General features: G+C 66.4%; 22 protein-coding genes, 2 tRNA genes and 1 pseudogene. 15 read left to right on the forward strand and 10 right to left on the reverse strand.

What is annotated here, in order from left to right; all coding sequences use genetic code 11:
• Positions 1–15: 15 nt before the first annotated feature.
• The 8 genes from IEX05_RS04910 to IEX05_RS04945 all read left to right on the forward strand — a co-directional run bounded on the left by IEX05_RS04910 (position 16) and on the right by IEX05_RS04945 (position 7729).
• The gene (locus IEX05_RS04910; protein ID WP_188700253.1) at positions 16–768 is read left to right on the forward strand and encodes a hypothetical protein; all 753 of its coding nucleotides are present in this window, start codon (positions 16–18) and stop codon (positions 766–768) included.
• Complete coding sequence (locus IEX05_RS04915; protein WP_188700254.1) at positions 765–2279, forward strand: putative type IV secretion/conjugal transfer ATPase; 1515 nt, start codon at positions 765–767, stop codon at positions 2277–2279. The genes IEX05_RS04910 and IEX05_RS04915 overlap by 4 nt, the downstream gene beginning before the upstream one ends.
• Positions 2280–2485: 206 nt before the next feature.
• Positions 2486–2845: a Cd(II)/Pb(II)-sensing metalloregulatory transcriptional regulator CmtR gene (gene cmtR / locus IEX05_RS04920; protein ID WP_188700255.1), complete on the forward strand. Its 360-nt coding sequence runs from the start codon at positions 2486–2488 to the stop codon at positions 2843–2845.
• The gene (locus IEX05_RS04925) at positions 2842–3522 is read left to right on the forward strand and encodes a cation diffusion facilitator family transporter (RefSeq protein WP_188700256.1); all 681 of its coding nucleotides are present in this window, start codon (positions 2842–2844) and stop codon (positions 3520–3522) included. The genes cmtR and IEX05_RS04925 overlap by 4 nt, the downstream gene beginning before the upstream one ends.
• An 81-nt stretch (positions 3523–3603) precedes the next feature.
• On the forward strand, positions 3604–5778 hold the full coding sequence (locus tag IEX05_RS04930; RefSeq protein ID WP_373286282.1) for a heavy metal translocating P-type ATPase: 2175 nt from the start codon (positions 3604–3606) through the stop codon (positions 5776–5778).
• A 38-nt stretch (positions 5779–5816) separates the two neighbouring features.
• Complete coding sequence (locus tag IEX05_RS04935) at positions 5817–6311, forward strand: DUF6153 family protein (protein ID WP_188700257.1); 495 nt, start codon at positions 5817–5819, stop codon at positions 6309–6311.
• A 114-nt stretch (positions 6312–6425) separates the two neighbouring features.
• Positions 6426–7034, forward strand: coding sequence for a DUF305 domain-containing protein (locus IEX05_RS04940; protein WP_188700258.1), 609 nt, complete (start codon positions 6426–6428; stop codon positions 7032–7034).
• Between the two features lie 71 nt (positions 7035–7105).
• Positions 7106–7729, forward strand: coding sequence for a CueP family metal-binding protein (locus IEX05_RS04945; RefSeq protein WP_188700259.1), 624 nt, complete (start codon positions 7106–7108; stop codon positions 7727–7729).
• A 59-nt stretch (positions 7730–7788) separates the two neighbouring features.
• Here the strand turns inward: IEX05_RS04945 and IEX05_RS04950 are convergent, their stop codons facing one another.
• From IEX05_RS04950 to trxB, 6 genes are read right to left on the reverse strand one after another with little or no spacing between them, the layout of a single operon-like run.
• The gene (locus IEX05_RS04950; protein ID WP_188700260.1) at positions 7789–8199 is read right to left on the reverse strand and encodes an arsenate-mycothiol transferase ArsC; all 411 of its coding nucleotides are present in this window, start codon (positions 8197–8199) and stop codon (positions 7789–7791) included.
• Positions 8196–8624, reverse strand: a complete 429-nt coding sequence (locus tag IEX05_RS04955; RefSeq protein WP_188700261.1) for an arsenate reductase ArsC — start codon at positions 8622–8624, stop codon at positions 8196–8198. The genes IEX05_RS04950 and IEX05_RS04955 overlap by 4 nt, the downstream gene beginning before the upstream one ends.
• A 20-nt stretch (positions 8625–8644) precedes the next feature.
• Positions 8645–9631 carry a metalloregulator ArsR/SmtB family transcription factor gene (locus tag IEX05_RS04960; RefSeq protein WP_188700262.1) on the reverse strand — a complete coding sequence of 329 codons (987 nt, stop codon included), beginning with the start codon at positions 9629–9631 and terminating at the stop codon, positions 8645–8647.
• The gene (arsB, locus tag IEX05_RS04965; RefSeq protein ID WP_188700263.1) at positions 9628–10731 is read right to left on the reverse strand and encodes an ACR3 family arsenite efflux transporter; all 1104 of its coding nucleotides are present in this window, start codon (positions 10729–10731) and stop codon (positions 9628–9630) included. Before arsB ends, IEX05_RS04960 begins: the two co-directional genes overlap by 4 nt.
• The gene (gene trxA / locus IEX05_RS04970; protein WP_188700264.1) at positions 10728–11054 is read right to left on the reverse strand and encodes a thioredoxin; all 327 of its coding nucleotides are present in this window, start codon (positions 11052–11054) and stop codon (positions 10728–10730) included. The genes arsB and trxA overlap by 4 nt, the downstream gene beginning before the upstream one ends.
• Entirely contained in the window at positions 11051–12019 is a 969-nt protein-coding gene (gene trxB, locus IEX05_RS04975) for a thioredoxin-disulfide reductase (protein WP_188700265.1), read from the reverse strand. The genes trxA and trxB overlap by 4 nt, the downstream gene beginning before the upstream one ends.
• 126 nt (positions 12020–12145) lie before the next feature.
• Here trxB and IEX05_RS04980 point away from each other — a divergent pair, with 126 nt between their 5' ends.
• The 5 genes and pseudogenes from IEX05_RS04980 to IEX05_RS15220 form a co-directional block, all read left to right on the forward strand.
• The gene (locus IEX05_RS04980) at positions 12146–12682 is read left to right on the forward strand and encodes a hypothetical protein (protein ID WP_188700266.1); all 537 of its coding nucleotides are present in this window, start codon (positions 12146–12148) and stop codon (positions 12680–12682) included.
• A 53-nt stretch (positions 12683–12735) separates the two neighbouring features.
• Positions 12736–14460: a type IV secretory system conjugative DNA transfer family protein gene (locus IEX05_RS04985; RefSeq protein ID WP_188700413.1), complete on the forward strand. Its 1725-nt coding sequence runs from the start codon at positions 12736–12738 to the stop codon at positions 14458–14460.
• A 92-nt stretch (positions 14461–14552) separates the two neighbouring features.
• Complete coding sequence (locus IEX05_RS04990) at positions 14553–14999, forward strand: single-stranded DNA-binding protein (protein WP_188700267.1); 447 nt, start codon at positions 14553–14555, stop codon at positions 14997–14999.
• 20 nt (positions 15000–15019) lie between these two features.
• Entirely contained in the window at positions 15020–15559 is a 540-nt protein-coding gene (locus tag IEX05_RS04995) for a DUF4913 domain-containing protein (RefSeq protein ID WP_229661149.1), read from the forward strand.
• A gap of 460 nt (positions 15560–16019) precedes the next feature.
• Positions 16020–16991, forward strand: a pseudogene (locus IEX05_RS15220) (recombinase family protein); the annotation flags it as partial.
• Here IEX05_RS15220 and IEX05_RS15225 read toward each other — a convergent pair.
• The 4 genes from IEX05_RS15225 to IEX05_RS05015 form a co-directional block, all read right to left on the reverse strand.
• Complete coding sequence (locus IEX05_RS15225) at positions 16908–17309, reverse strand: hypothetical protein (RefSeq protein WP_229661130.1); 402 nt, start codon at positions 17307–17309, stop codon at positions 16908–16910. The pseudogene IEX05_RS15220 and the gene IEX05_RS15225 overlap by 84 nt on opposite strands.
• 304 nt (positions 17310–17613) lie before the next feature.
• Positions 17614–17689: transfer RNA gene (locus tag IEX05_RS05005), tRNA-His, on the reverse strand.
• A gap of 40 nt (positions 17690–17729) precedes the next feature.
• Positions 17730–18353, reverse strand: a complete 624-nt coding sequence (orn, locus tag IEX05_RS05010; protein ID WP_188700268.1) for an oligoribonuclease — start codon at positions 18351–18353, stop codon at positions 17730–17732.
• Positions 18354–18387: 34 nt separating this feature from the next.
• A tRNA-Arg gene (locus IEX05_RS05015) sits at positions 18388–18459 on the reverse strand.
• A gap of 195 nt (positions 18460–18654) precedes the next feature.
• Between IEX05_RS05015 and IEX05_RS05020 the strand changes: the two genes are divergently transcribed.
• Together IEX05_RS05020 and ettA are read left to right on the forward strand one after the other, a co-directional pair.
• Positions 18655–19170, forward strand: a complete 516-nt coding sequence (locus IEX05_RS05020; protein ID WP_188700269.1) for a single-stranded DNA-binding protein — start codon at positions 18655–18657, stop codon at positions 19168–19170.
• A 97-nt stretch (positions 19171–19267) separates the two neighbouring features.
• Complete coding sequence (ettA, locus tag IEX05_RS05025; RefSeq protein ID WP_188700270.1) at positions 19268–20950, forward strand: energy-dependent translational throttle protein EttA; 1683 nt, start codon at positions 19268–19270, stop codon at positions 20948–20950.
• The last annotated feature ends 2 nt before the right edge of the window (positions 20951–20952 follow it).

The following is a 20952-nucleotide window of genomic DNA, read 5'->3' on the forward strand; positions in this document are numbered from 1 at the left end:
GCTCAGGAGGTCATCATGCCCACGTTCTACGATCCCGGTGCTGACGCCGGTGAGGCCTCGGAAGCACTCCGGGGCCTTGCACACGCCAGCCGCACCTTCGAACACCCGCGAGACCTCTACGGGGTCCTCGGAGACGTGCTCTACGGTGTCCGTTCGCTTCGGCAGGTGCTCGACCAGCTCGCCCGCGCTCACGTCGAGAACCGGCCGCGTGCTTTCGACGATCACGGCGGCCACGAGGTCGGTTCGAAAGCCGCGCTCGATGCCGCCGACGAGCTGCACCAGGCGGCGACGTTGATTGATCAGGTCGAGGACCGGCTCGATAAGGCGCATGCCGCGAGCGGCCGTGTCGCGTGGCGGGATGAGCCCGCGGTGGAGCAGGTGACGGTGAAGCGGTGGGTCAGTATCTGCTTCCTCCAGGGCGAAGAAGCCGACGAGGTGCTCGAGCTGATCGACGATGAGGGCGTGGATGCCGCGATGAGCTTCCTGAAGAACTGGGACTACGGCGACGAGACCACCGACGCGGCCCTCGAGAACGGGTATGTGTACGACCTGCCGCCGACCGGCCCGCTGGAACAGGAAGTCCGTGACGGCGACTACGACATGACCTACAGCCACTCGTTCGGGCACGTCGGCCTCTACCGACTCCACGAGATCCCGCCCGAGGACGCCGTCGACAAGCAGGCCGAGCTTGCGCAGTCGGGGCCGACGAACTGGTTCGAGCACCCCGGTATCGCTGCGGTCAAGCGCGAGCGGGGGCTGGGGCTGTGAACCGCGACGACTCCGAGCGACTGCACACCTCGGTGCTCGTTGCCCCCGCGAGCGAGAAGCGTCGCCTGCGCAAGGAGCGCCGTAAGGCGGCCCAGCAGGTCCAGGCGCAGAAGCGCGCCACCGAGAAGAAAGCAGCCGTCGCGAAGTTCGAGGCCGAGAAAGCCGAACGCAGGGCGACGACGTATCTCCCGAAGGCGGGTGAGGCGGGGCCGGCGATGCTGCGGTCGCCGGGCCGTTTCAAGGTCCCGCGGCATCAGGACACCTCGGCCACACTGGCCGGGGCGTACCCGTTTCTCGCAGAGGGCGGCCTCGGCTCCGACGGCGTCTTCGTCGGCCAGGATCTCTACTCCGGCGGCTCATTCGTCTACGACCCATGGGTGCTCTACTCACGTGGTCTCATCACCGCACCCAACGTCGTCCTCGCAGGCATCGTCGGGTCCGGGAAATCCTCGCTCGCGAAAAGCCTCTACACGCGCTCGCTCCCATTCGGGCGGCGCGTCTACGTGCCCGGCGACCCGAAGGGCGAACACACCGCGGTCGCCGAAGCAGTCGGCGGCCGAGCCATCGTCCTCGGCCACGGCCTCTCCACCCGGCTCAACCCACTCGACGAGGGATACCGGCCCGCCGGTCTCAGCGACGAGACCTGGATCAGCACCGTCGCGTCCCGCCGCCGGGATCTCATCGGTGCACTCGCGGAGACCGTGCTTGACCGGCCGCTCACACCACTCGAGCACACGGCCATCGACACGGCGCTGACGGAGACGGTGGCGGAGAATGACGTTCCGATCTTGCCGATGGTCGTCGACCGGGTCCTCAACCCCAGCCGGACGTCGGACCCTGAGCATCGGCTTGCCGAGGACGGTCGCCTTGTCGGGTACGCACTACGGCGTCTCGTCGCCGGTGACCTTGCCGGGCTGTTCGACGGGCCGTCGACGGTGACGTTCGATCCGAGCCTGCCGATGATCTCCCTCGACCTCTCACGAGTGGCGGAGAACTCGACACTGATCTCGGTGCTGATGACGTGCTCGTCAGCGTGGATGGAATCGGCGCTGCTTGACCCGAACGGCGGGCAGCGGTGGTGCATCTACGACGAGGCTTGGCGGCTCATGCAACACCCGGCGCTTCTTCGCCGTATGGATGCGCACTGGCGGCTCGCTAGGGCGTACGGGATCGCGAACATGCTGATCTTCCACAAGCTCACCGACCTCGAGAACGTCGGCGACCAGGGATCGGCCATGCGGTCGCTCGCGAACAGCCTGCTCGCTAACGCCGAGACCCGCATCATCTACCGCCAAGAGACCGACCAGCTTGGCGTCACCGCGAACGCGCTCGGCCTCACCGGCACAGAACAGAAGCTCCTGCCCGGCCTCGGCGTCGGGCAGGGGCTGTGGCGGATCAAGGACCGCTCATTCGTCTGTCAGCACCAGCTGCACCCGGCAGAGCTGGAGCTCTTCGACACGACTGGTCGGATGACAGATGAAACCCGCAAGTTCACGATTCCTGAAGGGTAAAACGCCGGAAGATGCGGGTTCAGGCCGTGGCTTCTGGGGCGTGGGGTTGCATGTTCGCGGAACCTGCAACCCCAGCGACGGTTCGTCCGTCCCCGGTCGCGTGATTGTGCCGCAAGACCGGGGGCTCTGGCAAGAGATCTGCGGCGGCGTCGCCGCCTGACAGTACACCCTTGTCAATTGGTCACTTATAACTGTATAGTCAGCGCATGCTGACTATTGCTTCGCGGGTTGACGTGATGAACCGACTGGGCCGGGCGATGGCAGACGCGACGCGTTCGCGCATCCTGCTCTCGCTTCTGGATGGTCCGGGCTATCCGGCACGGCTCGCCCGTGAGCTGGAGTTGACGCGCACGAACGTGTCGAACCATCTCGCGTGCCTGCGTGGGTGTGGGATCGTGGTCGCCGAGCCCGAGGGCCGGCAGACACGGTACGAGATCGCCGATCCGCATCTCGCTGCCGCGCTGACAGCGCTCGTGGACGTGACGCTCGCGGTTGACGAGCACGCGCCGTGCATCGACCCGGCCTGCCGGGTCCCGGGGTGCTGCGAGCCGGAGACCGTCTCGTGACCGGGGCGACGCTGACTCCGGCGAGGATCGGGGTGCTGCGGCGGCGGATCAGGATCGTCGTGGCGATCACGATCACCTGGAACGTCGTCGAAGCGATTGTCGCCCTCACCGCGGGTGGGGCGGCGTCGTCGGCGGCATTGATCGGGTTCGGGCTGGACTCGATCGTCGAGGTGCTCTCGGCCGCGGCGGTCGCGTGGCAGTTCGCTGCCCCTGATCCGGAGCGGCGGGAGAAGATCACGCTGAGTGTGATCGCGGTGTCGTTCTTCGCTCTCGCCGCCTATGTGACGGTCGATGCGGTGCTGTCGCTGGCGGGGCTGCGTGACCCAGAGCATTCGCCGGTGGGGATCGCGATCGCCGCCCTCAGTCTCGTGGTGATGCCGTTCCTGTCGTGGTTCGAGCGCCGCACCGGACGTGAGCTGGGGTCGGCGTCGGCGGTCGCGGACTCGAAGCAGACCCTGATCTGCACTTACCTCTCCGCCGCGCTCCTGGTCGGGCTCGTGCTCAACAGCCTGCTCGGATGGGCGTGGGCAGACTCGATCGCCGCGCTTGTGATCGCCGTGTTCGCGATCCGTGAAGGCATCGAAGCCTGGCGGGGTGAGACCTGCACCGAGCCAGTTGCCGCGCTGACTGGGGAGCGCGAGGCGGACCGCTGCGAGGACGGATGCTGTTCGTCGTAGGATGTCAGGAATACCCCCTGGGGGTATTGGGTTGTTGTGGGTGACGCACCTGATGCGGGTGCGCTGACGAAGGAGTGATCGATGTCCGATCCGCATGCGCACCACCACGATCCAGGCCTGCACCGCACGGGGGCGACGACGTCCGCGAGCGACCACGCGCATCACGACGACCACGTGCCATCGCACCAGATGCACGACGAGCAGCCCACTGCTCCCGGGCATGAGGCGCACGCGCAGCGCAGCGGGCACATGGGGCACGGCGGCCATGTGGGGCATGGGGATCATGTGGGACAGTTCCGTCGCCTGTTCTGGGTGAATCTGCTGATCGCGGTGCCGGTGGTGGCGTTCTCGCCGATGTTCGCGATGATCCTCGGCTACACGGTTCCGGGCTGGGCGGTATGGGGCGCGCCGGTGCTCGGCACGATCATGTACGTCTGGGGCGGGTGGCCGTTCCTGACGGGCGCGGTCGGCGAGCTGCGCTCGGGCAGGCCGGGCATGATGCTGCTGATCGGGCTCGCGATCACCGTCGCGTTCGTAGCCTCGTGGGGTGCGACGCTGGGGCTGCTGGATCATGCGCTGGAGTTCTGGTGGGAGCTGGCGCTGCTGATCGTGATCATGCTGCTCGGGCACTGGATCGAGATGCGCTCCCTCGCCCAGACCACCTCCGCTCTCGATTCCCTAGCGGCGCTTCTGCCGGACGAGGCTGAGCGCGTGACCGGCGACGGGGTGGAGACGGTCGCGCCGGGCGAGCTGCGGGTCGGTGATGTCGTGATCGTCCGTCCCGGTGGGAGTGTGCCCGCGGACGGTCGCATCGTGGACGGCCGGGCGGATATGGACGAGTCGATGGTGACCGGCGAATCCCGTCCCGTCGCCCGGAGCCTCGGCGACCCGGTAACGGCGGGGACGGTCGCCACGGACTCCGGCCTGCGGGTGGAGGTCACCGCGACGGGCGAGGACACGGCGTTGGCGGGGATCGGGCGTCTGGTCGCCGAAGCGCAGGCGTCGTCGTCGCGGGCGCAGCGGATCGCAGACCGTGCGGCGGCGCTGCTGTTCTGGTTCGCTCTCACCGCGGCGGTGACCACCGCGGTGGTGTGGACGCTCGTCGGGAGCCCGGATGACGCGGTGGTGCGGGCGATCACGGTACTGGTGATCGCGTGCCCGCACGCGCTCGGACTGGCGATCCCGTTGGTGGTGTCGATCGCGACCGAACGTGCGGCGAAGGGCGGTGTGCTCGTCAAGGACCGTCTCGCGCTGGAGAGCATGCGCACCGTCGATGTCGTCGTGTTCGACAAGACCGGCACCCTCACCAAGGGCGAACCTGTTCTCACCCAGGCGGCGACCGTCGAGGGGATCGATGTGGATCGTCTGCTCGCGCTGGCCGCGGCGGCGGAGGCCGACAGTGAGCACCCGCTTGCGCAGGCCATCGTCCGCGCCGCCCACGAGAAGCAACTCACAATCCCAGCTGCGTCGGGGTTCTCCTCGTCGCCGGCCGTCGGGGTGAGCGCGAGCGTGGACGGGCACGAGGTGCGGGTTGGCGGGCCGCGCCTGCTCGAACAGCTCGGCGCCGCCGAGATCGCCGAGGCAGAGGCATGGCGGGGCGAGGGCGCGATTATCCTGCACATCGCTATCGACGGGCGGGTGGCCGGTGGTCTCGCGCTCGAGGACGAGATCCGTCCGGAATCGCGTGACGCGGTCGAGGCGCTGCACGCGTCTGGGGTGCAGGTGGTGATGATCACCGGCGACGCCGAGGCCGTCGCGCACCAGGTCGGTCGGGAGCTCGGCATCGACCGCGTCTTCGCCGGGGTGCGCCCCGAGGACAAGGCCGCGAAGATCGCCTCACTCCAGGCGGAAGGGTTGAAGGTCGCGATGGTCGGCGACGGGGTGAACGACGCCCCGGCGCTCGCGCAGGCGGATGTCGGGATCGCGATCGGCGCGGGCACGGATGTCGCGATCGCGTCGGCCGGAGTCATCCTCGCCAGTTCCGACCCGCGCTCGGTGCTGTCGGTGATCGAGCTGTCGAAGGCGGCGTACCGGAAGATGCGGCAGAACCTGTGGTGGGCCGCCGGCTACAACCTCGTCTCCGTGCCTTTGGCCGCGGGTGTGCTCGCGCCGGTGGGGTTCGTGTTGCCGATGTCGGTCGGCGCGATCCTGATGTCGCTGTCGACGATCGTGGTCGCCGCGAATGCGCAACTGCTGCGCCGTCTCGACCTCAGCCCGGCAGCGAGCACGCGCGCCGCACGGGAACGGTCAGCCTGACCGAACTATCGTTGACTATGACCAGGAGGGAGCAGCCGTTGAGTGCAGCGCGTGAGCAGCGGGTCGTATCGACGACCGTGCGCCGTGTGCTGCTCAGCGTCGGGCTCACCCTGCTCGTCATCACCGGCCTGCTCGGCATGCATGCCCTCTCCGTCGGGCACACCCTGCCCATGACCGGACACGACCACGCGGCGGCTTACTCTGCTTCGGTGCACGACGTCGCCCTCACACACGACGCCTCCTCCGAGCCGGTGTCGACGATGCGCCACGATGCGTCGAACTCTCTGGAGGCCACGGAGCAGGGCGCCTGTGCGGGTGATGAGTGTGGCGGGATGTCGCACGATCCTGCGATGCAGATGATGATGTGCGTGCTCGCGCTGCTCGCCGTCGCGCTGGTTCTTAGCGCGCCGCGCCTGCTCGGCGGCTGGCTCCTGCCCGTACCGTCACCGCTGGTCCGGGTGCGCGTGCTGCTGCGGTCTCTGCCGTGGCCGCGCCCGCCCTCTCTCCTCGTCCTGTCGATCAGTCGAACCTGATCCGCACCACCCTGCCGCCCGCCCGAACCCTCGGCGCGGTCGGCGGGGTCTCGCCCTGCCCGGGCGACGGATCACCACCCCACATTTCGACTGACAAGACAAGGACCTCTTCTCATGCGTATTCGCACGATCACTCTCTTCGCGACCGCTCTGGCCGCCTCCCTCCTCCTCGCCGGGTGCTCGACAGCCGCCGACGACACCACCGGCGGCGCTGATCACAGTTCGCACTCCACCAGCACCCCCGATGCCTCAACCTCGTCGGAGGCGAATGCCGCCGACGAGATGTTCGCGGCGATGATGATCCCGCACCACGAACAGGCCGTGGAGATGGCGGACATGATCCTCGACAAGGACGGCATCGATCCGCGCGTCACCGACCTCGCCCAGCAGATCAAGGACGCTCAAGCGCCGGAGATCGAGACCATGACCGGCTGGCTCGACGACTGGGGCGCCACATCCGGGGACGGCATGGCCGGTCACGACATGGGCGAGGACGGCATGATGGACGACGAAGCCATGACCGCCCTCGACGACGCCACCGGAGACGAGGCGGCCCGCCTGTTCCTGGAAGGCATGATCGTCCACCACGAGGGTGCGATCGACATGGCCGAGACCGAGCTCGCCGACGGCCAGAACCCCGACGCGCTCGACCTCGCGCAACAGGTCATCGACTCGCAGAGCGCCGAGATCACCGCGATGAACGACATCCTCGACACCCTCTGACTCCTTCTGGTGGTGCGGCGGGCCGCAGCGCAGCTCCGGCCCGCCGCACCACGGACTCGAAAGGCTTCATCATGCATTTCACACACACGAACCCTCCGCGGGCGAAGATCCTTGCGACTGTCGGGGCGCTCCTGTTGGCGACGGGTGTCCTCGTCGGCTGTTCGGCGACGTCCGGGCCGGTGCCTGCTCCCGCGGCGACCGAGTCTCCACGCGATGTGCGCATCGAAGACGTCGATGATCTTGCCGGCCTTGACGCACGCACCATCATCGACACCCTTGACCGGATGCCCGTCAATGAACGCCCGGACACTTTCACCGCGCAGATCCGGCCAGACGCACTCATCATCACCGACGATTCGGGCGAGCAATCCTTCCCGATGCCCGATGACGAGGTGTATGTCGCGATCGCACCGTACGAGCAGCAGACTCACGACTGCTACTACCACGCGCCCGTCAGCTGCGTCGGAGAACAGAGCGACACCGACGTCGACGTCACCATCACCGACTCTGCGACGGGCGAGGCATACACCGACGGCACGGTCCGCACCTTCGATAACGGCTTCATCGGCGTCTGGCTCCCGCGCGGAGTCACCGCTGACGTGATCATCGAGAAGGATGGGCGCACCGCCGAGGGCACTCTGTCGACGGGCAACAACGATGACGCCACCTGCATCACCACGCTGCAGCTGACGTAAACGAAAGATGCCCCTGGTGCCGCTGAATCGCGGCACCAGGGGCATCTTCCGCTCCACTGTCAGCGCAAGAGTTCGACAGCGAGCGCACGGATGTACTCAGCGATCTGGTCCCGGATCGCACGCGTGCGGTCGCCGCCACCGATGTCGGAAGCGTCCTGATCTGCGAAAGTCCAAGTCTCGATCACACCCGCCATGCCGTCGACCGACGCGACCTTCGCCTCGTCGCCGAGGACAATGACCCGATCCACGCTGCGGAGAATCTCCGGGTCGATCGGCTTCGGATACTCGCCCTCCATCGACGCGCCGACCTCGATGATCGCTTCCTCGGCGAGGGCGCTGAGCTTATCGCTCGGTGCGGTGCCGGCTGAGTACACGGTGATCGCGTCGCCTGCGTGCTGGCGCATGAGGGCTGCGGCCATCTGCGATTTGCCGCCGTTCTTCTTGCAGACGAACAGCACCGACGCGCTCATGCGCTGGCCGCCTCTGCGGCTGCGGGCTCGAGCGACGCGATGAGTTCCTCGATGCGGCGCTTGATCTCGTCGCGGATCGGGCGGACCGACTCGATGCCCTGGCCGGCGGGGTCGTCGAGCTTCCAGTCTTCGTAGCGCTTGCCGGGGAAGAATGGGCACGCGTCGCCGCAGCCCATCGTGATGACGACGTCCGAGTCCTGCACGGCCTCGGTGGTGAGGACCTTGGGTGCCTCGCCGCGGATGTCGATGCCCTCTTCGAGCATGGCCTCGACGGCGACGGGGTTGATCTGGTCGGCGGGGATGGACCCGGCCGAACGGACCTCGATGCGGCCTGCCGCGAGGTGGCGCAGGAAGCCCGCGGCCATCTGGGAGCGGCCGGCGTTGTGGACGCAGACGAACAGGACGCTGTGCGTTGCAGTGGTCATGAGAGAGGTCTTCTTTCTTCTCAGCGGGTGGCGAGAGATTCGATGAGGGTGCGGACGCGGGCTTCGATGTCGTCACGGATCGCGGCGACGCCTTCTTCGGAGGCGAGGGCGGGGTCGCCGACGGCCCAGTCCTGGTACTGCACGCCCGGGATGATCGGGCATACGTCCCCGCAGCCCATCGTGACGACGACGTCGGCGGCGCGCACGGCGTCGTCGGTGAGCGGCTTCGGGAATGCAGCCGAGGCATCCTGTTCGCCTTCGATGTCGGCGAGGATCGAGCGGACGTGCGGGTGCACCTCGGACGCGGGCGTCGAGCCGGCGGAGCGTGCGACGATGTCGCCGCCGGAGAGCTGGTTCACCAGTGCCGCGGCGAGCTGCGAGCGGCCCGCGTTGGCGACGCAGACGAACAGGACCTGCGGCTTACCCGCTTCGCGGTCGCGGGTGATGTCGGCGAGACGCTGGCGGGCGAAGCGTTCGGTCAGCGGGACCATATGGCCGGTGAGCTTCGCGGAGCGGACGAGGCCGGCGAACGATTCCCGCACGATCGTGACGACGAGGTCGCGATTCAGGTGATCCATCTCGTCGGCGAGCTCTGCGGCGAGGTGCTCGACCTTCGCGTTGAGGGCTTCCAGCGCAGCCGCGCGATCTTCCTGCTCGGTCGCTGCTTCGGTGATCGCGGCGGGTGCGAATGCATCGAGCAGTGCGGTCACGGCCTGCTTCCGCGAGGGGAGGATGCTGTAGTACACCCACGTGCCGCGTCGTTCGGAGGCGAGCAGACCCGTGTCTTTGAGCTTCTTCAGGTGATGCGACACGGTGGGCTGCGACACGTCCGCGAGCTCCGCGAGGTCGCAGACGCAGGCCTCGCCGCGCGGGTCGGTTGCGATCGCCGACAGCATGCGCAGCCGGAACGGATCGGCGAGTGCCTTGAGCGTCGTCGCGACGGCGTCGGCGGCCTCCTCGCCGATGGCGTGCGTCGGGGCCGGGGTACAGAGTTCGGTGGTGGTCATGATGCCCTCGATTCGGAGACGGCGGGAACAGCATACGGGTCAGTGTGGAACCATTTCCGCGCCGCCCAGAGGGAGACATACACCAGGCCCACGAGCACGGGTACTTCGATGAGCGGGCCGACAACGCCTGCGAGGGCCTGGCCGCTGGTGGCGCCGAAGGTGCCGATCGCGACGGCGATGGCGAGCTCGAAGTTATTGCCCGCTGCGGTGAAGGCGAGGGTGGTGGAGCGGGCATAGTTCAAGCCAATGCCCTTGCCGAGAAGGAGGCCAGCGAACCACATGATCGCGAAGTACGCCAGCAACGGCAACGCGATGCGGGCGACGTCCCACGGCTGGGAGGTGATCGCTTCACCCTGGAGCGCGAATAGCAACACGATCGTGAACAGCAGGCCGTAGAGCGCGAACGGGCCGATCACGGGGATGAACTTTGCCTCGTACCAGTCGCGACCCTTCGCCTTCTCGCCGAAGAAACGGGTGAGGAAGCCAGCCGCGAGCGGCACGCCGAGGAAGACGAGCACGTTGATCGCGATCTGCCCGATCGACACATCGAGGCCCTGCGAGTCGAGGCCGAGCCATCCCGGCAGCACTGTGAGGTAGAACCAGCCGAGCAGTGAGAACGCGACGACCTGGAAGACCGAGTTGATGAACACCAGTACGGCGGTGGCTTCGCGGTCGCCGCAGGCGAGGTCGTTCCAGATGACGACCATCGCGATGCAGCGCGCGAGACCCACGATGATGAGGCCGGTGCGGTACTCCGGCAGGTCGGGGAGGAAGATCCACGCGAGGGCGAACATCACCGCAGGTCCCGCGATCCAGTTCAGGATCAGCGACGATGCGAGCAGCTTCTTGTCCCCGGTGACGGCGGCGACCTTGTCGTAGCGGACCTTCGCGAGCACCGGATACATCATGACGAGCAGCCCGAGACCGATCGGCACGGAGATTCCGCCGACCTCCATGTGTGCGAGCACGTCGGACAGTGCCGGGATGAACCGGCCGAGGAGGAGCCCTGCGACCATGGCGAGGCCGATCCAGAGTGGCAGCCACCGGTCGAGGGTGGAGAGCCTTGCGGGCTTCGCGCGGGTCTGTGTCGCGGTGCTCATGCGATCAGCTCGTCGATCTTGCCCGCGATGACGGGCTTGGGGTTCGCGCCGATGAGCACGTCGACGCGCTCACCGTCGCGGTAGAAGCCGAGGGTCGGGATCGACGTGACCCCGGCAGCCATCACGGTTTGCGGGTTGGCGTCCGCGTCGAGCTTGACGATCTTCACCCGGCCGTCGTATTCGCCGGCGAGGTCTTCGAGGATCGGGGCGATCGCCTTGCATGGTCCGCACCAGGTCGCCCAGATGTCGACCAGCACGGGGATGTCGGACTGCAGTACCTCGGCCTCGAACGTGGCGTCGGTGACGGGGATGGTCGCGCTCATGCGGATGCCTCCAGGAGTTCGGTCTCGGTCTCGTCGACGGAGAGGCCGGCGAGGAAGTGCTGGGCGTCGAGCGCGGCGGCGCAGCCGGTGCCCGATGCGGTGATCGCCTGACGGTAGCGGCGGTCGACGAGGTCGCCGGCGGCGAAGACGCCCGGCAGGTTCGTCGCGGTCGTGGGGTGGTCGACGAGCACATAGCCCTCGTCGTCGAGATCGACCTGACCGGCCAGCAGCTCCGAGCGCGGGTCGTGGCCGATCGCGACGAACACCCCGGAGACGGGCAGGATGCTCTCGTCGCCGGTGACCGTGTCGCGCAGGCGGAGCGCCTCGACGGCGCTCTCGCCGACCAGCTCAGCGACCTCGCTGTTCCAGGCGACCTCGATTTTCGGATCGGCGAGCACGCGCTCGGCCATGATCTTCGACGCGCGGAACTCGTCGCGGCGGTGCACGATGGTCACCTTCGACGCGAAACGCGTCAGGAACAGCGCCTCCTCCATCGCCGAGTCACCGCCGCCGACGACGGCGATCTCCTTCTCGCGGAAGAAGAACCCGTCGCAGGTCGCGCACCACGACAGCCCGTGTCCCGACAGCCGCTCCTCCTCGGCCAGGCCGAGCTTGCGGTACGCAGAACCGGTGGTGAGGATCACGCTGCGCGAGCGGAACGTCTCACCCGAACCGGTCTCGATCGTCTTGACGTCGCTTGCGAGCTCGAGGCGGGTCGCATCGTCGTAGAGAATGCGTGCACCGAAGCGCTCGGCCTGCGCCCGCATCGCCTCCATCAGCTCCGGACCCTGCACGCCGTTGGTGAAGCCGGGGAAGTTCTCGACCTCGGTGGTCGTCATGAGCGAACCGCCGGCGGTCACAGCGCCGGCGATCACGACGGGGGCGAGCCCCGCCCGGGCCGCGTAGACCGCGGCTGTGTACCCTGCCGGGCCGGACCCGACGATCACTACCTGTTGCATCGACATGCTTCTATATTGACAGATATCAATGCGAGAATCCACCCGGGAACAGCTTTAGGACGATCATTCATCAATCGTTCATCGCGCCTCGCGCTGCTTCATAGTTCGGAACGGGCGGTGCACTTTCACTGCATGCCCCCTTCGAACAGGACTACCGAGCCCGACGCGTCTTCGCCGATCACCATGCCCGTGGCCGTCATCACCGTCGGCGACATGGGAATCGTCACCGTCAGCTTCGACGGCGACGACTTTCTACCGCCACCGTTCGCACCGCCCTGGACGAGGGCAGCATTCGGGACACTACTCGACGCACTCACCGAGCATCGGACCCGAACCGTCCGCATCGAGGTACACGAGAACGACGGCAGCATCTACACCGACATCATCGAGGCACACAGACGGACGACGACACCGGAGCCTCTCGATCCTTCTCAGCCGGAGACCCGACGCGCACGCCGCACGAAGAAGCCACGACTCGTAGAGCTCCACGGGTCAGGATTCGTCCCCGGCGAGGACATCACCGTCGCGGTCGTCGTCACCGGTACAGAGAGCGACATGCAGGGCAACGCCCGAGCGCTCATCGACCTCGACCAGCTCGGTGAGCACCTCACCGAGGGCGTACTACTCGGTGACATCTCCGGCCACACGCAGTCGGTGAGGATCTCGTGAACGCGCCAGGACGCCAGACCGGGTCCCTCGGCGACGAACTCACCAACATCCTCATGGCCGGGCTCATCGCACTCTTCGGCCTCACCCTCATCCTGCGCGCAGCCGGATCGATCGCCGCATTCATCACCAACGCCGCCCAACCCGACGCCGGAATCGCCGGAGGCCTCGGCGTACTCACGCACCCAGGCGAGCCCGGTACAGCACTCGGCACTAAGGATCTCAACGCCATCGTCTACTGGGCCGTCGCCGCCGTCCTGATCCTCGGACTCGGCACACTGATCACCTGGCTCTGGATGCTCTGGCACAGACACACGCGCAAGACCGAAACTGACCCGCACCGGCTCGCAGGAACCGCCACCGCACACGAAGTCGCGCTCGCTGCATCGAGTCGAGCACTGCTCCGCCGAGCCGGAACATTGCGGCCTTCGATCGAAAGCCCTGAGCCTGCCGAGGTGGGCTACCGGCTCGGACAGTCGCGCGGCAAGGACGTGTGGGCGAGCGTGGAGGACTCGATCCTGCTCATCGGGCCGCCACGCTCGGGCAAGGGCCTGCACATCGTGATCAACGCGATCCTCGACGCTCCCGGAGCGGTGGTGACGACCTCGACTCGGCCCGACAACCTCACTGCGACGCTGCGCGCGCGGCGGCGGATCGGTCCGGTGATGGTGTTCGATCCGCAACATCTCGCCGAGGGCGTTCCCGCGGGACTCCGGTGGTCGCCGATCCGCGGGTGCGAGGACCCGCTCACCGCGATGATCCGCGCTACAGGTCTCGCCGCCGCGACGGGGCTCGCCGACGGCGGTGTCGACGGCGGTGGCTTCTGGGAAGGCAAAACACGCGTCGCGCTCCAGGCGCTGCTGCACGCGGCCGCGATCGACCGGCGGAGCCCGGCGGAGCTGTTCCGGTGGACGCTCGATCCGTCTGCTGCGGCCGATGCCGTCGCGATCCTGAACGCATCACCACGCGCAGCGACCGGGTGGGCTGAGGGCCTGGAGGCGATGATCGAGACCGACCCGCGCACGCGGGATTCGATCTGGCAGGGCGTATCGCTCGCCCTCGCCGCCCTCGCTGACCCTCGTGTGCTGGATGCCGTCAGCCCCGGCGAAGACGAAGCCTTCGACCCGGAAGCCTTCATCCGAAACAAGGGCACGCTGTACCTGCTCGCCACGGGTGCCGGGGCGGGCAACAGTGCCGCCCTTGTGGCCGCGTTCGTGGAGGATCTCGTGGAGACGGCCCGGCGTATGGCCGCCAGGATGCCCGGTGCACGGCTTGACCCGCCGTTGTTGCTTGCGCTGGATGAGATCGGGAACCTCGCCCCGTTGCCGTCGCTTCCGACGCTCATGGCCGAGGGCGGCGGTACGGGCATCACCACGATGCCCGTGCTCCAGTCGCTCGCGCAGGCACGCGACAAGTGGAGCGACGACCAGGCCTCGGCGATCTGGGATGCGAGCATCACCAAGATCATCCTCGGCGGTGCTTCCAATTCTCGGGACCTTCAGGATCTTTCGACACTGATCGGTGAGCGGGACGAGTTCACCGACTCGGTGACGCTCGGCGACTACGGCTCACGCACAAACCAGCGCTCGATCCGACGGGTACCGATCCTGCCGCCGGATCGAATCCGCACCATGCCGTTCGGCACCGGTGTGGTCCTGCTGCGCTCTGCACCGCCGATCATCACGGATCTGATTCCGTGGCCGAAACGCCCTACCGCAACGGATCTCAAACACGAGAGATCCGAGATCGAAGCCCTTCTTGAGCAGAGGCCCGCCGACTGAGTCGGCGGGCTTTCCGCTGGGTAGGGGCGTGCACCTGACCTGTACGAGCTGCTCGACGGGAGCTGCTCACGATTCGTCAGGAGGACAGTCCGATGGCTATCCGCACCCAGCAGTCAGTCTCTGGTTTCATTGCCAGCGATCCGCAGCTCACGCAGACCGAGAACGGTGACGCGCGGTTCTACGCGCGCTTCGGGCAGGAGAACTACCGGCGCGAAGAAGACGGCAGCTTCACCAAGCTGGAAACGACGTTCAACAACCTCGTGATGTACCGCAAGACCGCCCAGCGCGCGTTTGAGCGTTTCGCCAAGGGCGACAAGTTCGTTGCCGAGGGATACCAGCACGAGTACACGGTCGAGCGTGACGGCGAGACGGTCCAGGACGTTGAGTTCGTCGCGAAGAAGATCGGCCACGACACCGCCCGCACCCGCTACGAGGTTGACCGCACGCCGCGCACCACCACCCCCGAGCAGGGACAGAGCCGAGCGTTCGATGCGCCCGCACCTCGACCTGGCACAGACACTCGTGGGATGGGGCTGTGAACGTGAACGAGCATCACGGCATCGATGATGCGCCTGAACCGAACTACGAGCCCGAACCGCAGATTGGGCCGCCGCACCCGATCAACTGGAATCTTCTCACGGCTCACGATCTCGAACAGGAGCTGCTGGAGCTGAATCGGTGGGTCAACTGGCTTCGGATCGAGTACGGGCTGCCGGCCTCGGAGATCCCTCCGTACTGGCACCGGCATCCTGAGCTGCTCTGGGAGCTCTCAGCGCTGCATTTGCACTGGCTCTGCGCCTACGACCCTGACCAGGACGGTTCAGCGCCGTTCGGCTGGCACCGCGACTTCGCGGATGCGCGGGGCCGGCTCCGCGATTGGGTTGCTGCCTGTGGCACCAAGCGCGACCGTGACCGCCCGACCCGGCAGACGCCTTGGCCGGGCGAGAACAACGACCAGGAGGTCGTCGAGGAAGTCATTACCGACCGTGACGCTGACTTCGTGAAGTTCGTGCTCGATACGGTCTCGGCCCGGCAGGCGGCGGAAGATGCGTTCTTCGCCAACGCCGACCCCAGCACGGGCGAGGTGCAGGAGCCGTGAGCGGGCACTATGAAAAGCAGACGGACCGTCGGAGCCGTGAGGAGCGTCGTCTGAGCGTTCGCGCGGTTCACCGCGAGCAGCCGGATCTGAACCTGTTGACGGAGCTCATGATTCGCTTCGCTCTACAGGACCTCGGCGAGTGTCGCGCGGCAGAGTCAGGCGACAAGATTTTCGATACCGCTCGGGAGGGGCAGGCGTAGAATGTAACCGTCCGCCGCTAGCGGTGGATGTTGTGGTCCTAAACCCCCAAGCGTCGGCTTGGGGCACGAATACGTGGCCGGTTCGGCCTAGTCCTACAGCCTTCGGGCTCTTCTCACGATCAACATTCGCAGTTGACGATTCCGCGGCGGGCGCTGTCAAGCACACGCGGAGAAGAGCCATGACCACGAACACCACAGCCGTATCCCCATCGAGCGGGTTGATGCATCCGGCCTATGCGACTGGCGGCCCGGTCGCCGTCATGTACCTGCGTGTCTCCACGAAGGAGCAGGCGGAGAAGGGCGGCACCGAGGAGGGGTACTCGATCCCGGCCCAGCGCGAGGCGAACCTGCGCAAGGCAGAGTCGCTCGGTGCGACGGTGATCGAGGAGTTCGTCGACGCGGGCGAGTCAGCGCGTAAGGCTGACCGGCCGCAGTTGATGAAGATGATCGAGTACGTCGCCGCTCACCAGGTGAATTACTGCATCGTCCACAAGGTCGACCGTCTCGCCCGAAACCGAGCCGATGACGTCGCGATTCACCTGGCGCTGCGCGATGCCGGGGTCACGCTGGTGTCGGCAAGCGAGAACATCGACGAGACGCCATCGGGCATGCTGCTGCACGGCATCATGTCGTCGATCGCGGAGTTCTACTCGCGCAACCTCGCCACCGAGACCGTGAAGGGACTCTCGCAGAAAGCAGCGCAGGGCGGCACGACGAACCGGGCACCGATCGGGTATCTGAACGTCGGAGTGCGTGATGAGCGGGGCCGCGAGAACCGGACGGTGGTGCTGGACGAGGAGCGTGCGCCGCTGGTGCGGTGGGCGTTTGAGCAGTTCGCGTCAGGCAGGTGGACGCTCTCTCAGATGCAGCGCGAACTCGAAGCCCGCGGGTTGACGACTCCGCCGACGCCGAAGCGAGCATCGAAGCCGCTTGGGAAGACGAGCGTTCAGAGGATGCTGACGAACCCGTACTACCGGGGCATGGTGCGCTTCAAGGGCGCGGTCTATCCGGGGTCCCACGAGGCATTGGTGCCGAAGGAAGTCTGGTATCAGGTGCAGAACGTCCTCGAATCCCACATTTCGGCGGCAGACGCGACCCAGCTGCATGCCCACTATTTGAAGGGCACGATCTACTGCGGGGCGTGCGGTTCAAGATTCATCATCGTGAACGCGAACAACGGCAAGGGCAAGATCTACCCATACTTCGTATGCAACGGACGCCACTCGAAGAAGACCGGTTGCACCCGGCAGGCGATCCTTATCGAAGATGTCGAGCGCATGGTCGAGAAGTATTACGAGACGATCCAGATCTCCGCGGACCTCCGCCAGTCGTTGGCGGGGATGATCCACGCCGAGTTTGATCGGTTGCTGGCGTCGGACTCTGGCGAGTTGGAAGCCTTGGCGAAGGAGCGCGCCTCGCTGGAAGAGGAGCGGCTCGTCGTTCTGCGTGCGCACTATTCGGGTGCGATCTCGCTCGAACTGCTGAAAGAAGAGCAGATGCGGATCGAGGCCAGGCTCGATGACATCAAGGGGAGGCTGTCGGCACACCATGACGAGTACGCGGCGGCACGTGCGAATCTCGATGACTGCCTGGCGCTGCTGGCGAACATCTCGCTGATCTACAGCCGGTGCGATAACCAGAACAGGAGGCTGTGTAACCAGGCGTTCTTCCGCAAGATCTTCATCGACGAGGATCGGGAAGTGAAGGTCGAGTACCAGCCGTCATACGAGGCGCTCTGCGACGTGCAGTCGCAGGCGAACGCTCTGAACTGGGCCGCCACGGCAAAGAAAAAGGACGAGGTTCAAACCTTTTCAAGAGTGGAGACTCTTGTCGAAGGTTTGAACCTCGCCCATATGGGGTGGCCGACGGGGCTTGAACCCGCGACCCCCGCGACCACAACGCGGTGCTCTACCAGCTGAGCTACGGCCACCATGTCCTCCCCGGCGTGCCGGGGCAACTCGTTTAGTTTGTCATATCGACCCGGTGAACTCGTTCACCACTTTCTCAGAAATCGCCTTCGCTTCCTCGGAGCTCGGCCCCGGATCCGCGGAAAATGCGGCGAGTCGGTAGTACTGCAGCTCCCGGATCGACTCGAGGATGTCGGCGAGGGCGCGGTGGCCTCCGTGCTTCTCGGGCGCGTTGAAGTACACGCGCGGCAGCCAGCGGCGGCTGAGCTCCTTGATGCTCGAGACGTCGACGTTGCGGTAGTGCAGATACGTGTCGAGCGCGGGCATGTACTTCGCCAGGAACATGCGGTCGGTGCCGATCGTGTTTCCCGCGAGCGGCGCCTTGCGCTCGACCGGCACGAAGCGGCGCACGTATTCGAGCACGCGTGCCTCTGCTTCGGCCAGGGGAATGCCGTGGGGGATCTCCTCATCGAGGCCGCTCGTCGCGTGCATATTGCGCACGAAGTCGTCCATGTTGGCCAGGGCGGCGTCGCTCGCCTTGATGACGAGCTGAAGACCGGGATCGAGGATCTTGAGGTTGAAGTCGGTGATGACGACGGCGATCTCGACGAGTTCGTCGATCGCGGGGTCGAGTCCCGTCATCTCGCAATCAATCCATACGAGGCGGTCGTTCTCAGCTGAGCCCACGGTCGACGCTCTTCTCTCTTCGCGATGGTTATCGTCCCCCAGACAGGATTCGAACCTGCGACCAGCGGATTAGAAGTCCGGCGCTCTTCCTCTGAGCTACTGAGGGTGGTCGTTCCAGGTTAGCGGTTTCGGCGCGGGGCATCGACGAGCCCCGCGAGCTCTGGGCGAGTCAGCGTGTCCACAAGCCCCGATCCGAGCCGATTCGTCCACATTTCCTGCGAACGCCGCGCGGGCTGCGTGCGAATCGTGCTGAGTTCGTGTTGCGGGCCGAGTCGCGGTCTGCGATTCGAAAGGAGTGGTCATGAACGAACAGATCACGATCATCGGCAATGTGGGCGCAGAGCCGGTGATCGACAAGGGCGACGATGGGCGAACGTTCACGCGCCTCCGCGTGGGATGCACGCGAAGATATCGGGACCCGCAGACCGGCGCGTGGCGGGACACGGAGTCGAGTTGGTACGACGTGACGGCAAACGGAATGCTCGCCGACAACATCATCAAGTCCGTCAGTAAGGGGACGCGCGTCGTGGTCGTGGGTACGCTCGCCGTGCGCAAGTGGTCTCGCGACGAGCGCAGCGGCATCAACGTGACCGTGCGCGCCGAGAGCGTCGGGATCGACCTCCAGTGGGCGAAGGTGCAACAGATCGTCAAGACGTCGACGAGCCATCGGCGCGACGAGGACGAGGCGACCGCCGCGCAGGACAGCTGGATGGAACCCCCGGCACCCGCCGGGGACGAGGATGCGCCGGTCGACGCCGATGTCGACCTGGAGACGGGGGAGGTGCGCGAGCTCGAGCCCGCGACGAATCCGTTCTGATTGCGCCAGGGTGCGGATCCGTGCACCCCCGACCCGCGGATCCGCACCCGTATTCCGTGGCGGCCGGCGAGTCGCGCCGGGTAGACTGGGGTGCAATATGGCTGAGTACATTTACCAGATGGTGCGCGCCCGCAAGACCGTGGGCGACAAGCTGATTCTCGACGACGTGACGATGTCGTTCCTCCCAGGCGCGAAGATCGGCATGGTCGGCCCGAACGGTGCCGGTAAGTCGACGATCCTCAAGATCATGGCGGGCCTCGATCAGCCCTCCAACGGCGAGGCCGCGCTGACGCCCGGCTTCTCGGTCGGAATCCTCATGCAGGAGCCCGAGCTCGACGAGTCGAAGACCGTCCTCGAGAACGTGCAGGACGGCGTCGCGGAGATCAAGGGCAAGATCGACCGCTTCAACGAGATCTCGGGCCTCATGGCCGAGCCGGACGCCGACTTCGATGCTCTGCTCGCCGAGATGGGCACGCTGCAGGAGGCCATCGACGCCGCCGACGCGTGGGACCTGGACGCGCAGCTGGACCAGGCCATGGACGCGTTGCGCACGCCCCCGGGCGATGCGCAGATCGCGAACCTCTCCGGTGGTGAGAAGCGTCGCGTCGCGCTCTGCAAGCTGCTCCTCGAGAAGCCGGACCTGCTGCTCCTCGACGAGCCCACGAACCACCTCGATGCCGAGAGCGTGCTCTGGCTCGAGCAGCACCTGAAGTCTTACCACGGCGCCGTGATCGCGATCACCCACGACCGGTACTTCCTCGACCATGTCGCCGAGTGGATCGCGGAGGTCGACCGCGGTCGCCTGTACCCCTATGAGGGCAACTACTCGACATACCTCGAGAAGAAGGCCGAGCGCCTCGACGTCCAGGGTAAGAAGGACGCGAAGCTGCAGAAGCGCCTGAAGGACGAGCTCGAATGGGTTCGCTCGAACACCAAGGGCCGTCAGGCGAAGTCGAAGGCGCGTCTGGCTCGCTACGAGGAGATGGCGGCCGAGGCGGAACGCACGAGGAAGCTCGATTTCGAGGAGATCCAGATTCCCGCGGGTCCCCGCCTGGGATCGGTGGTCATCGAGGCCAAGAACATCTCGAAGGGCTTCGACGACCGCACGCTCATCGACGGTCTCAGCTTCTCGCTGCCGCCGAACGGCATCGTCGGAGTCATCGGCCCGAACGGCGTCGGCAAGACCACGCTCTTCAAGACGATCGTCGGCCTGGAGCCCCTCGACGGCGGCGAGCTGAAGATCGGCGAGACGGTCAAGCTGAGCTACGTCGACCAGACCCGAAGCGCGATCGACCCGGAGAAGACGCTCTGGGAGGTCGTCTCCGACGGGCTCGACATCATGATGGTCGGCAAGACCGAGGTGCCGTCGCGCGCCTACGTGTCGAAGTTCGGCTTCAAGGGCCCGGACCAGCAGAAGAAGGCGGGCGTGCTCTCGGGTGGTGAGCGCAACCGCCTGAACCTCGCGCTGACGCTGAAGCAGGGCGGCAACGTGCTGCTCCTCGACGAGCCCACCAACGACCTGGATGTCGAGACGCTGCAGTCGCTTGAGAACGCTCTGCTCGAGTTCCCGGGCTGTGCCGTGGTCGTCACCCACGACCGCTGGTTCCTGGACCGCATCGCGACGCACATCCTCGCGTACGAGGGCACCGAGGAGAACCCCGCCAACTGGTACTGGTTCGAGGGCAACTTCGAGGCGTACGAGGCGAACAAGATCGATCGCCTCGGACCGGATGCCGCGCGTCCGCACCGCACGACGCACCGCAAGCTTACCCGCGACTGACG

Origin of the sequence: Microbacterium nanhaiense (assembly GCF_014646015.1) — a bacterium.
In the GTDB taxonomy this organism is placed as follows: Bacteria; Actinomycetota; Actinomycetes; order Actinomycetales; family Microbacteriaceae; genus Microbacterium; species Microbacterium nanhaiense.

Excerpts from the sequence above, each read along its gene's own strand:
- IEX05_RS04910 (WP_188700253.1), top strand. The coding sequence starts at position 16 with ATGCCCACGTTCTACGATCCCGGTGCTGACGCCGGTGAGGCCTCGGAA.
- cmtR (WP_188700255.1), top strand. The coding sequence starts at position 2,486 with ATGCTGACTATTGCTTCGCGGGTTGACGTGATGAACCGACTGGGCCGG.
- IEX05_RS04930 (WP_373286282.1), top strand. The coding sequence starts at position 3,604 with ATGTCCGATCCGCATGCGCACCACCACGATCCAGGCCTGCACCGCACG.
- IEX05_RS04940 (WP_188700258.1), top strand. The coding sequence starts at position 6,426 with ATGCGTATTCGCACGATCACTCTCTTCGCGACCGCTCTGGCCGCCTCC.
- IEX05_RS04945 (WP_188700259.1), top strand. The coding sequence starts at position 7,106 with ATGCATTTCACACACACGAACCCTCCGCGGGCGAAGATCCTTGCGACT.
- IEX05_RS04950 (WP_188700260.1), bottom strand. The coding sequence starts at position 8,199 with ATGAGCGCGTCGGTGCTGTTCGTCTGCAAGAAGAACGGCGGCAAATCG.
- IEX05_RS04955 (WP_188700261.1), bottom strand. The coding sequence starts at position 8,624 with ATGACCACTGCAACGCACAGCGTCCTGTTCGTCTGCGTCCACAACGCC.
- IEX05_RS04960 (WP_188700262.1), bottom strand. The coding sequence starts at position 9,631 with ATGACCACCACCGAACTCTGTACCCCGGCCCCGACGCACGCCATCGGC.
- arsB (WP_188700263.1), bottom strand. The coding sequence starts at position 10,731 with ATGAGCACCGCGACACAGACCCGCGCGAAGCCCGCAAGGCTCTCCACC.
- trxA (WP_188700264.1), bottom strand. The coding sequence starts at position 11,054 with ATGAGCGCGACCATCCCCGTCACCGACGCCACGTTCGAGGCCGAGGTA.
- trxB (WP_188700265.1), bottom strand. The coding sequence starts at position 12,019 with ATGTCGATGCAACAGGTAGTGATCGTCGGGTCCGGCCCGGCAGGGTAC.
- IEX05_RS04980 (WP_188700266.1), top strand. The coding sequence starts at position 12,146 with ATGCCCCCTTCGAACAGGACTACCGAGCCCGACGCGTCTTCGCCGATC.
- IEX05_RS04985 (WP_188700413.1), top strand. The coding sequence starts at position 12,736 with ATGGCCGGGCTCATCGCACTCTTCGGCCTCACCCTCATCCTGCGCGCA.
- IEX05_RS04990 (WP_188700267.1), top strand. The coding sequence starts at position 14,553 with ATGGCTATCCGCACCCAGCAGTCAGTCTCTGGTTTCATTGCCAGCGAT.
- IEX05_RS15225 (WP_229661130.1), bottom strand. The coding sequence starts at position 17,309 with ATGGTGTGCCGACAGCCTCCCCTTGATGTCATCGAGCCTGGCCTCGAT.
- IEX05_RS05020 (WP_188700269.1), top strand. The coding sequence starts at position 18,655 with ATGAACGAACAGATCACGATCATCGGCAATGTGGGCGCAGAGCCGGTG.
- ettA (WP_188700270.1), top strand. The coding sequence starts at position 19,268 with ATGGCTGAGTACATTTACCAGATGGTGCGCGCCCGCAAGACCGTGGGC.